This is a genomic window from Pseudomonas cyclaminis (assembly GCF_015163715.1).
GTDB lineage: Bacteria > Pseudomonadota > Gammaproteobacteria > Pseudomonadales > Pseudomonadaceae > Aquipseudomonas > Aquipseudomonas cyclaminis.
On record NZ_JADDUM010000107.1, the window covers coordinates 1 to 11041 of the forward strand.

The 11041-nt window shown below is 59.2% G+C and carries 12 protein-coding genes and 2 pseudogenes; 10 read left to right on the forward strand and 4 right to left on the reverse strand.

What is annotated here, in order from left to right:
• The 9 genes and pseudogenes from IQK56_RS14700 to IQK56_RS14740 form a co-directional block, all read left to right on the forward strand.
• A pseudogene (locus IQK56_RS14700) lies at window positions 1-128 on the forward strand (threonine-phosphate decarboxylase); the annotation flags it as partial.
• A pseudogene (locus tag IQK56_RS14705) lies at window positions 125-1575 on the forward strand (cobyric acid synthase). The pseudogenes IQK56_RS14700 and IQK56_RS14705, both read left to right, overlap by 4 nt.
• 253 nt (window positions 1576-1828) lie before the next feature.
• On the forward strand, window positions 1829-2350 hold the full coding sequence (gene cobU / locus IQK56_RS14710; protein ID WP_193862573.1) for a bifunctional adenosylcobinamide kinase/adenosylcobinamide-phosphate guanylyltransferase: 522 nt from the start codon (window positions 1829-1831) through the stop codon (window positions 2348-2350).
• Entirely contained in the window at window positions 2347-3402 is a 1056-nt protein-coding gene (gene cobT / locus IQK56_RS14715) for a nicotinate-nucleotide--dimethylbenzimidazole phosphoribosyltransferase (RefSeq protein WP_122307933.1), read from the forward strand. Before cobU ends, cobT begins: the two co-directional genes overlap by 4 nt.
• Window positions 3399-3974 (forward strand): alpha-ribazole phosphatase family protein, encoded by a 576-nt coding sequence (cobC, locus tag IQK56_RS14720; RefSeq protein WP_122307932.1) that lies wholly within the window; start codon window positions 3399-3401, stop codon window positions 3972-3974. The genes cobT and cobC overlap by 4 nt, the downstream gene beginning before the upstream one ends.
• Before the next feature lie 2 nt (window positions 3975-3976).
• Entirely contained in the window at window positions 3977-4705 is a 729-nt protein-coding gene (locus tag IQK56_RS14725) for an adenosylcobinamide-GDP ribazoletransferase (RefSeq protein ID WP_150760407.1), read from the forward strand.
• Between the two features lie 42 nt (window positions 4706-4747).
• Complete coding sequence (locus tag IQK56_RS14730; RefSeq protein WP_099584085.1) at window positions 4748-5152, forward strand: MarR family winged helix-turn-helix transcriptional regulator; 405 nt, start codon at window positions 4748-4750, stop codon at window positions 5150-5152.
• A 63-nt stretch (window positions 5153-5215) separates the two neighbouring features.
• Window positions 5216-6415, forward strand: a complete 1200-nt coding sequence (locus IQK56_RS14735; RefSeq protein WP_183140532.1) for an MFS transporter — start codon at window positions 5216-5218, stop codon at window positions 6413-6415.
• 151 nt (window positions 6416-6566) lie between these two features.
• Window positions 6567-7118: a glutathione peroxidase gene (locus IQK56_RS14740; protein WP_122307929.1), complete on the forward strand. Its 552-nt coding sequence runs from the start codon at window positions 6567-6569 to the stop codon at window positions 7116-7118.
• A 65-nt stretch (window positions 7119-7183) separates the two neighbouring features.
• Here IQK56_RS14740 and IQK56_RS14745 read toward each other — a convergent pair whose 3' ends face one another.
• The 4 genes from IQK56_RS14745 to IQK56_RS14760 all read right to left on the reverse strand — a co-directional run bounded on the left by IQK56_RS14745 (window position 7184) and on the right by IQK56_RS14760 (window position 10347).
• Window positions 7184-8461: an OmpP1/FadL family transporter gene (locus tag IQK56_RS14745; protein ID WP_122307928.1), complete on the reverse strand. Its 1278-nt coding sequence runs from the start codon at window positions 8459-8461 to the stop codon at window positions 7184-7186.
• 146 nt (window positions 8462-8607) lie between these two features.
• Entirely contained in the window at window positions 8608-9090 is a 483-nt protein-coding gene (locus tag IQK56_RS14750) for a hypothetical protein (protein WP_122307927.1), read from the reverse strand.
• A gap of 281 nt (window positions 9091-9371) precedes the next feature.
• Window positions 9372-9596, reverse strand: coding sequence for a hypothetical protein (locus IQK56_RS14755; RefSeq protein WP_003175353.1), 225 nt, complete (start codon window positions 9594-9596; stop codon window positions 9372-9374).
• Between the two features lie 445 nt (window positions 9597-10041).
• Window positions 10042-10347, reverse strand: a complete 306-nt coding sequence (locus tag IQK56_RS14760) for a hypothetical protein (protein ID WP_122307926.1) — start codon at window positions 10345-10347, stop codon at window positions 10042-10044.
• A gap of 457 nt (window positions 10348-10804) precedes the next feature.
• On the opposite strand from IQK56_RS14760, the gene IQK56_RS14765 reads away from it, so the two are divergent.
• The coding region (locus tag IQK56_RS14765) for a sel1 repeat family protein (protein ID WP_193901746.1) at window positions 10805-11041 on the forward strand (237 nt) is incomplete at its 3' end.

Genomic DNA, 11041 nt, shown 5'->3' on the forward strand with positions numbered 1-11041 from the left:
TGGCCCAGCGCGGCATTCTGCTGCGGCTGTTCGTCCACGACAGCAGCCTGCGCTTCGGCCTGCCTGACACCGAAGCCGATTGGTTGCGCCTCGACGCCGCCCTGGTCGCCTATAAGGACGCTTCATGAGTACGCTGATGGTGCAAGGCACCACGTCCGACGCCGGCAAAAGTACCCTGGTGACGGCGCTGTGCCGCTGGCTGGTGCGCCAAGGCATCGCAGTGGCGCCCTTCAAGCCACAGAACATGGCGCTCAACAGTGCCGTGACGGCCGAAGGCGGCGAGATCGGCCGCGCCCAGGCCGTGCAGGCGCAAGCGGCCAACCTGGCGCCCCATACCGACATGAACCCGGTGCTGCTCAAGCCCAACAGCGACACGGGCTCCCAAGTGATCATCCATGGCCGTGCGGTGACCACCATGAACGCCGTGGCCTATCACGACTACAAAGCCATCGCCATGCAGGCGGTGCTCGCCTCCCACGCACGTTTGAGCCAAGCCTACCCGGTGGTGATGGTGGAAGGCGCGGGCTCCCCGGCAGAGATCAACCTGCGCGCCAACGACATCGCCAACATGGGCTTCGCCGAAGCGGTGGACTGCCCGGTGCTGCTGATCGCCGATATCAATCGCGGTGGTGTGTTCGCTCATCTGGTTGGCACCCTGGAGTTGCTTTCGCCCAGTGAACAGGCGCGGGTCAAGGGCTTCATCATCAATCGCTTTCGTGGCGATATCGCGCTGCTGCAACCGGGCCTTGATTGGCTGGAAGCGCGCACCGGCAAGCCGGTGGTGGGGGTGTTGCCCTACGTGATGGACCTGCACCTGGAAGCCGAAGACGGCATTGACCAGCGCCAGATCGACAAGGTGGCGCAGGTGCTCAAGGTGGTGGTGCCGGTGTTGCCGCGCATCAGCAATCACACCGACTTTGACCCGCTGCGCCTGCATCCCCAAGTGGATTTGCAGTTTGTCGGGCCGGGTCAGGCGATCCCTGCTGCCGACCTGATTATCTTGCCGGGCTCGAAAAGTGTGCGCAGTGACTTGGCGTATCTGCGTGCCAATGGCTGGGATACCGCCGTGGCGCGGCACTTGCGCTATGGCGGCAAGGTGCTGGGGATCTGCGGTGGGTTGCAGATGTTGGGTGAGCAGGTGCATGACCCGCTGGGGTTGGAGGGGTTGCCGGGTCGAGTGATGGGCTGGGGTTGTTGGCGTTCAGCACGACTCTGGAAGAGGAGAAGCAGCTGCGTAATGTGCGCGGGCGCTTGGTGCTGGAGGATGCAGAGGTCAGTGGGTATGAGATTCATGCGGGGGTGACGTCGGGGGATGCGTTGTCTCATGCGGCTGTAAGGCTGGACGATGGGCGCCGTGATGGGGCTTTGAGTGCTGACGGGCAGATTCTTGGTACTTACTTGCATGGCTTGTTCGAAACGCCGGCTGCGTGCAGTGCGTTGTTGCGCTGGGCGGGGTTGGAGGATGTGCAGTCCGTGGATTATCACGCCCTGCGCGAGCGCGATATCGAGCGGCTGGCGGATCTGGTGGAGAACCACTTGGACACCGATTTGTTGCGCAAACTGTGTGGGGTTTAATGGTGTACACACGGTTCAAATGTGGGAGGGGGCTTGCCCCCGATAGCGGTCTTTCGGTGTACATATCCATTGGTGCGGTAACGGCCGCTTATGGTTCCGCTCTTACAGCGGCTAACCCGGCGTCCTGCCGGGTTACCCACGGATTCAAGCCCGCGTTCGGCCAGCGTGGTTTACGGGGCGATCTCAGATCAAAAGCCAGATCAAGAGCGACTCGCTTCGCATTGTGGTTTGGTGGGCGGATTGGGGGTGTTTCATGCTTCAGCTGATTTTGGGCGGTGCTCGCTCTGGCAAAAGCCGCCTTGCTGAAAAGCTTGCTGTGGATAGTGCATTGCCCGTCATTTATATCGCCACCAGCCAACCGCTTGATGGCGAGATGAATGCCCGCGTTGCCTTGCATCGCGAGCGTCGTTCTGATGACTGGGGGCTGATTGAAGAACCTGTCGAGTTGGCCCGGGTCCTGCGCGAGAACGCTGCCGTCGGTCGCTGCCTGCTGGTGGATTGCCTGACCCTGTGGCTGACCAATCTGCTGATGCTCGAAGACGCCGAGCGCCTGGTGTTCGAGCGTGATGAGTTGTTGCAAACCCTGGCTTCGCTGCCGGGGGAAATCATTTTTGTCAGCAACGAAACCGGAATGGGTGTCGTGCCGCTGGGCGAATTGACTCGCCGCTATGTGGATGAAGCCGGTTGGCTGCATCAAGCCTTGGCCGAGCGGTGTCAGCGTGTTGTCCTGACTGTTGCCGGCCTGCCCCTGACTTTGAAAGGTACTGTGTTATGACTGACACCTGGTGGCTCAACCCTTGTAAGGCGATTGACGCTTCGGCGTACGAACAGGCCCTGGCGCGCCAGCAGCAGTTGACCAAGCCGGCCGGTTCCCTAGGCCAGTTGGAAGCGCTGGCGGTGCAATTGGCCGGTTTGCAGGGGCAGGTCAAACCGACGGTTGATCAGCTGTGGATTGCCATTTTTGCCGGCGACCATGGGGTGGTTGCCGAAGGTGTGTCGGCGTTTCCCCAGGAAGTGACCGGGCAGATGCTGCATAACTTTGTCGCCGGTGGCGCGGCCATCAGTGTCTTGGCGCGGCAGTTGGAGGCGCAGTTGGAAGTGGTCGACCTCGGTACGGTCAACCCGTCGCTGAGCCTGCCGGGCGTGCGTCACCTGAATATCGGTGCGGGTACTGCCAACTTCGTCAATGGCCCGGCAATGACCAGTGCCCAAGGCCGACTGGCGCTGCAAGCGGGTCGCGACAGCGTGCTGCGCGCCCGTGAAAGCGGTGCGCAGTTGTTTATCGGCGGCGAGATGGGCATCGGCAACACCACCGCCGCCAGTGCGTTGGCGTGTGCGTTGCTCGACTGCCAGGTCAGTGACCTGACGGGGCCCGGTACCGGGCTTGACGCCGCAGGTGTCAGCCACAAGGTTGCTGTGATCGAGCGTGCATTGGCGTTGCATGCCGGGCAGCGCGGTGATGCGCTGCACACCCTGTTCAACCTGGGCGGCTTTGAGATTGCCGCGTTGGTAGGGGCTTATCTGGCGTGTGCCCAGGAAGGCGTGGTGGTGCTGGTGGATGGGTTTATCTGCACGGTCGCCGCGCTGGTGGCTACACGCCTTAATCCGGACTGCCGCGACTGGCTGCTGTTCGGCCATCGCGGCGCCGAGCCGGGCCATCGTCATGTGCTGCAAAGCCTTGATGCACAGCCCTTGCTGGAATTGGGCCTGCGCCTGGGCGAAGGCAGCGGCGCCGCATTGTCTGTGCCGTTGTTGCGCCTGGCGTGTGCACTGCACGGGCAGATGGCGACGTTTGCCGAGGCGGCCGTGGCAGATCGTCCGGCATGACCTTGCACCTGGATTTGCTGCGCCACGGCGAAACCGAGTTGGGCGGCGGCCTGCGCGGTAGCCTGGACGATGCGCTGACCGCCAGGGGCTGGGAGCAGATGCGCGCCGCCGTGGTCGCGCAGGGGCCTTGGGACCGGCTGGTCAGTTCGCCGCTGCAACGCTGCGCGCGGTTCGCTGATGAGTTGGGGGCGCGGCTGAAGGTGCCGGTGAGTCTGGAGAAGGACCTGCAAGAGTTGCACTTCGGCACCTGGGAAGGGCAGAGCGCGGCGGCATTGATGGAGACCGACGCCGAAGGCCTGGGCCTGTTCTGGGCCGACCCCTACAGCTTCACGCCACCCGAAGGCGAGCCGGTCAGGGATTTTTCCGAACGGGTTTTAGGCGCCGTCTCACGTTTGCATCAGGCTTATGCCGGTGAGCGCGTGCTGTTGATCAGTCATGGCGGGGTGATGCGTTTGCTGCTGGCCCAGGCCCGAGGTTTGCCTCGCGAGCAATTGCTGAATGTCGAAGTCGGCCATGGTGGCCTGTTCAGCTTGCAGGTCTGCGCCGATGGCGTATTGAAGGAAGGAATCTGACGATGCTGCCGTTCTGGATCGCGCTGCAATTTCTCAGCAGTCTGCCGATTCGTTTGCCGGGTATGCCGCAGCCGCAGGAACTGGGGCGCTCTTTGCTGTTTTATCCGGTGGTCGGGTTGCTGTTCGGGCTGCTGCTGTGGGGCCTGAATACGGCGCTGATGGGCGCGCCGCTGTTGCTGCATGCCGCGCTGTTGCTGACGGCCTGGGTGTTGCTCAGCGGTGGCTTGCACTTGGACGGTCTCGCGGACAGCGCTGACGCCTGGCTCGGTGGTTTCGGCGACCGTGAGCGCACCCTTACCATCATGAAAGACCCGCGCAGCGGGCCGATTGCGGTGGTCACCCTGGGCTTGGTGTTGTTGCTCAAGTTCACGGCCTTGGTAGCCTTGATCGAACAGCACAACGGCGCTGCATTGATTCTGGCGCCCCTGATCGGGCGGGCGTCGATGCTGGCGTTGTTTCTGACCACGCGTTACGTGCGCGCAGGTGGATTGGGTCAGGCATTGTCGGATCACCTACCTCGGCTTGTCGGCCAACAGGTGCTGATCCTCAGTGGCCTGGCCTGCATTCTTATCGCAGGTGTCAGCGGTGGGATTGCGGTGCTGCTGGCGGCGATCTGCTTCATGGGGCTGCGCCAGTTGATGGTCAATCGCCTCGGCGGCACTACCGGCGACACTGCTGGGGCCTTGTTGGAGCTGCTGGAAGTCGTCGTACTGGTCGGCCTGGCGCTGTAACACTTTCTTGCATTTCCATAATCGCGGGTATATACACGTTCCATGCTTGCCTCCCAATGTTTATGCACCAACCTGCGACGTGCCGCCCGTGGCGTCAGCAGGCATTACGACGGCGCCCTCGACGGCTTCGGGATCAACGTTGCCCAGTATTCTTTACTGTGCAACTTGCAGCGTCTCGATCAGCCGAGCATCTCAAGCCTCGCGGATGCAATGGGGCTCGATCGCAGCACCTTGGGGCGTAACTTGCGGGTGTTGGAGTGCGAAGGGCTGGTGCAGTTGGTCGAGGGCAATGACCTGCGCAATCGCTTGGTGCTGCTGACCGACGCCGGTGCAGAACGACTGGCCGCCGCGTTGCCGGCCTGGGAAGCGGCGCAACAGAAATTGATCGATCAACTCGGCGCGGATAAACGCGAAACCTTGTTGGCCTTGCTGGATGAACTCGCCTGAAGGCGAGTTTGTTCGAATATAAGCGGGTATATACCCGCGAGCGGAGAATAAGAAATGACCTCGATGTGGCGCACCAGTGGTTGGATCCTTGTAGGGAGTGCGCTGATCCTGGCGTTGTCGCTGGGCGTTCGACACGGGTTCGGCCTGTTTCTGGCGCCGATGAGCAGTGAATTCGGCTGGGGCCGAGGCACATTCGCCTTGGCAATTGCGTTGCAGAACCTGATCTGGGGCCTGGCGCAGCCATTTGCCGGCGCGTTGGCCGACCGTTTCGGCGCGACCAAAGTGGTATTCGTCGGCGGGGTGCTTTACGCCGTGGGTCTCGTGTTGATGGGCTTGTCCGATTCCGCGTGGTCGCTTTCGCTGAGCGCGGGTCTGCTGATTGGTATCGGCCTGTCCGGCACCTCGTTTTCGGTGATTCTGGGCGTCGTCGGCCGTGCCGTGGCGCCGGAAAAACGCAGCATGGCCATGGGCATCGCCAGTGCCGCCGGTTCATTCGGCCAGTTCGCGATGGTGCCCGGCACCTTGGGCTTGATCAGTTGGCTGGGCTGGTCGGCAGCACTGCTTGTGTTGGGCCTGATGGTGGCGTTGATCTTGCCGCTGGTCAGCATGCTCAAGGACCGGCCGCTGCCAGTGCTGGCCGGGCAGCAAACCCTGCGCGAGGCCTTGCACGAAGCCTGCGGACACTCCGGATTCTGGTTGCTGGCCTTTGGCTTTTTCGTCTGTGGTTTCCAGGTGGTGTTTATCGGTGTGCACCTGCCGGCCTATCTGGTGGATCAGCACTTGCCGGCCAGCACGGGCACCACGGTGCTGGCGTTGATCGGCCTGTTCAACATTGTCGGAACCTACACCGCCGGTTGGCTGGGTGGGCGTATGTCCAAGCCGCGCTTGCTCACCGGCCTGTACCTGTTGCGCGCGGTGGTCATTGTGCTGTTCCTGTGGGCGCCGGTGACGCAAATCAGCGCCTATCTGTTCGGCATGGCGATGGGCTTATTGTGGTTGTCCACCGTGCCGCTGACCAACGGCACCGTAGCCACCTTGTTTGGAGTGCGAAATCTTTCGATGCTCGGTGGGATTGTGTTCCTGTTCCATCAGATCGGTTCGTTCCTCGGCGGCTGGTTGGGCGGGGTGGTCTATGATCGAACCGGTAACTACGATTTGATCTGGCAGGGTGCCATTGTGTTGAGCCTGCTTGCAGCCGCCCTCAATTGGCCGGTTCGCGAGCGGCCGGTGGCGCGTTTGCAGGCGCAAATGGAGGCGGCATGAGCCTGACAGCACGGGGTTTATTGATCACTGCGGGGCTGATCCTGCTGGTGCTGGCATGGTGGGGCTGGCAGCGTGGTGGGCTGGCATTGATGCAACTGGGTATGTCGATCTGTTAAGTTCGATCCCTGAACTCTAGAAAGGACGTTTCGACATGCAGATGCGCTGGCTGGCTGTACCTGTGCTGATGGCGGCTTTTGGTGGTGTGGCGTTGGCTGCCGATTGCCCACCTTTGCTTGAAGGCCAATTGCCCAAACTGCGCGCCAAGGAGTCCATCGACCTGTGTCAGCGTTTTGCCGGTAAACCTCTGGTCATCGTCAATACCGCGAGTTTCTGTGGCTTCGCGCCGCAGTTCAAAGGCCTCGAAGCCTTGTATCAACGCTACAAGGATCAAGGGCTGGAAGTGATCGGCGTGCCGTCCGATGACTTCAAGCAGGAAGCCAAGACCGGCGAGGAGACCGCCAAGGTCTGCTACGTGAACTACGGCGTGACCTTCACCATGACCGAGCCGCAGAAGGTCAAGGGGCCGGATGCGGTGAATCTGTTCAAGGTGCTGGCCCAGCAGAGCAATGCGCCGAAGTGGAATTTCTACAAGTATGTGGTGGATCGCCAGGGCAAGGTGATCGGTGATTTTTCCAGCCTGACCAAGCCGGACAGCCCGGATCTGATCAAGGCCGTTGAGGCGGCGATAGCGTCCAAGCCCTGAACGTCGGTCACTAAAAAGCCCCGCCTCCTGTGCAGGAGAGCGGGGCTTTTTTACACCTGTCTGAATCAGAAGGTGTAGGTCATGCCCAGGCCGAAACCGTTGGCACTGTTTTCGTATTTGGCGCTGTAGTTGAACGGCGCAGACGTGTTATTGACCTTGATGTCTTCTTCCTTGAGGTAGGAGTAAGCCAGGTCGACCGTCATGTTATCCATCACTTTGTAACCCAGGCCAACACTGAAGATTGTACGGTCGCCGGTAGGAATACGTGGCGAGCGGTCTTTGTTGTTGGTGGGCGACTGATCGAAGGTCAGGCCGGTACGCAGTACAACCTGCTTGGTCAACTGGTACGAAGTGCCCACGGCGTAAGCCCAGGTGTCGTGCCAGTTCTGCTCTTCGGTGATGCTGCTGATACGGGTTGGGGCCAAGGCACCACCGTTTGCCGCAGTCACACCCTCGTTGTTGACGGTGATCTCTTTCAGGCGGCTCCACCGTGTCCAGGTTGCACCGCCGTACAGTTTCCAGGCGTCAGTCAGGTCTTGAGTGACCGACAGATCGTAGGATTCCGGCGTTTCGATTTTCAACGAGGCGTCGTAACGGTTGTTACGCAGGAAGCCCTGGGTCAAAGGAGGTCCGGACACCTCGGTGTGGCCTTCAAGCTTGTACTTGACCTTGGAGTGGTAGGTCAGGCCCACGCGGGTGGTGTCGGTGGCCTGGACCAAAACACCAACGTTGAAGCCGATGGCGGTGTCATCGCCTTTGATTTTGACGTTGGTGTCGGGCTGCGTGAGGCTCAGGGTCTTGTCCGACTCCAGCACACCGGAAATCCGGTTGATGGTAGGGCCAAAACCGATGGATACCTTGTCGTTGAACGCATAGCTGACAGTCGGCTGGAAGGTCATGACCTTCACTTCGCTCTTGCTGCCGAAACCACGGCCCTGGAAGCCGTTTTCATAGTCGGTCACCAGGCCGAATGGTGCATACACACCAAAGCCGATGGCCCACTGATCGTTGAGTTTGTTGGTGTAGAAGCCGAACGGCACCGCGGTGAACGGAACCATGTCGCCTTTGTTGGAGCCGCCTGGAAGGCCCTTCGCATCTTTGATATTGGTCGATGCATCAATCGCCGCAACACCGCCCGTGATCTGCTGGCCATTAAGGCGAGACATACCGGCAGGGTTACCGTAAACAGTGCTTGCATCATCGGCAGAAGAGGAGCGACCTGCGAAACCCGTACCCATCCCGCTGACGCTCTGTTCGTTCAGTGCGAAACCGCTCGCGAACAGTTGGGAGGATGCCATGGCAACGGCGAGGCTAAGTGTGGTCTTGAGCATTACTTTTTTCATTATTAGAACTCCGTGGTGATCACCGCTGCGGAAAGTACCAATAAAATTAACATCGCGCTATAGGCTGTAATGTCGGAGATAGAGCGGTTTTGTAGGACAATCCGACCAGAATTCAGCGTTTTTGACGAATCTTGCAAATTGCCCGGTCAGCAAACCGCGTGATTCATGGGTGAAACACAGGTTTGCCAGGTTTGAGTGAAATCGCGCAGCCTTCCTTGCGGATGAAATATTTCTTTCCAGATACGTGCCATGGCTAAAACATCGCCGGCCGCCGGCAGTGCGGGGCTGTGTTGTTCTACCAGAAGCCAGGCGATTGCCGTGGCGTAACGCAGGTTAACGGTGAGCTCCAACTGGGGCGCGCTGAGGAACGCATGTTGGCTGGCCAAGCCGCGTACCAGGCTGGCACGTTCCGGGTCGAGCGCAAGGTAGGTGTCCCACAAGGCGCGATGGCGGGGTTCGGTGATGCTGTACAGGCCGTGGCCGCGTCGATCGTGTAAGGCTGAACCCAATTCCGACTGGCTGGCGGCGATACCCAGCAGCAGAGACTCAGCCGTAGGACTCTGCCGACCTAGGTACATCAACGTTGGCCGGATCACATAACGACACAATTCACTGGCAGCGATACCCATACAAGCCTCAATCCGTGAAAGTGGTCGGCGATGCCTGAGAAGGAGGGGGCTTGGCAGCAGTGGATCGGATCTCAGGCTCGCCGCAAGCGGATCATGCCGCTTGAGTTGAAGTGTAGTGTCATATTCGTGATGTAAAGGACTGTTTTTAAAACATCTTATTCATCCAGTTATAACGTTTATATCGATTTGAACTTAGTGAATCTCCTCAAAACTCAAATCGCGGGCAATAAAAAACCCTGTGTTTTAAACAGGGTTTTTTGTGTTTCAGCGACTCGGGTCGATCAGGCAACCAGTGCCTGACGGGTACGCTCGATCACGGCCTGCAGCGGTTCTGCGCTGGAGTATTGATCGGGGTACAGGCGTTCGCTGTGACGAGCGATGCCGTGTTCGTTGACCAGGGTGAAGCTGAAGCAGCCTTTGCGAGCGGCCATGATCAGGCAGTTCATTGGAGCAAAAGCATTGGTGAGGGTGCGAATGGCATCCTGAGTATGGATTTGAGCGTTCATATTATTGGTGTTCCTACAAATGACACGGATTAAGAACCGTGCAACGTTAAAACGTTCCAGTAACGTTGATCACCATTGATCAAACGAAGAACCCGACTGGAACAAAGCAGCCAGTTTGAAGCGCTAATAAGTTAGGCGCGCTTAGGCTGGCAGGTAGGTACTTAGGAGGGCAGGCAACACAACAGGGGCAAAGGTTCTGGGCCCAGGGTGAAGATCCTGATCAATTTGCAGGTTGGTTCGGTCAGAGTATGGAAACTTCGCAACACCCTTTGCTTGTTCAAAGGCAGTGTCGTCGCAAGTGATACCTGGAAACCATCGAGGTGGTCGATCCCGTGTTGTTCAGGGGAGTTGTTCGACCAGAATTGACTTTCAGCTTGGTACTAACGCCGCGGATAGTAACGGATTGAAACAGGTAAGGGAAGTGTGTTAGCCAAAAAAACTTCAATCAGCTGCCCAGCAGGCTGCGGTAGACCAATACGGTGATGGCCGCCGCCATCGAGCAGCCCAGCCCATAGGCGGCAAGGGTCAGGCGCAGTGATTGGCCGGTCTCGACCGCCTTCATCACATCGCCCATATCGTTGATGCGGCCTTCACCCAACTCGATGCACAGGCTTACAGCCGTGAAAGCGGCCGACAGCAGTATAGCGATGGCAAACAGCGCCCCATCCGGGGAAGGCAGCGCGACATTGATCCCCAATGAGATGGCGCAGATGGCCAGTAACAACACGGCGAATAACAGAATTCCTTTCATCGACCTACCCAGCGTTGCGTTGCCCGTCGGGCAGTGTGGCGAGCCGGTAAAGATTTGAAAAGTCCCTGTTTTGCGTCGGCGGTAACATTTTCTAAGCCGGTCGCTTCAAAAAACGCCGGGGATATAACCATCGGAACGGTACTTGTGCACATTAGTTGCGGGGTGTGTAACCGGGCTGTCAACTGCGTCGCCGGAGCGGCATTTGCCTGCAATGGAAATTTAAGTCAATGAAAAATCTGGCTTTTTTTTATTGGTGAAAAAATCGTCAGTTTGACTGCGAGCCCCGTTCCATGGGCCTTTGCGCGAGTTAAAGGTGGGTTGTCCACTGAGTTATCCACAGCTTCTGTGGATTGTCCCGAGCGCTTGCTCTAGAACGGGCGTGCACGGTTTTTTCAGCTTTACCTGTACGAAAAAAAGAGTAGAGTGGCGCGCCTTCCGTTCTGTCCCACAGTGCTTTATGAAGTTTCGCTCAGTATCACCTCCTGTTACCGACACCCCACAGACTGTTACCGCACCCAAGCGCTTCTCCTTGAAGGTTGCCCTGTGGTTGCTCGACAGCCCACGCCTGGGACACAGCACCAACGTCAAGCATTTCGCCGGGCGCTTGCTCAAGCAGCCGGCCCGTGAAGGCGTGGTCGCCGCGCAAAGTCGCCTCGGTCAATTGATGTGCCGTGAGTGCGGCAACGCCCGCGAC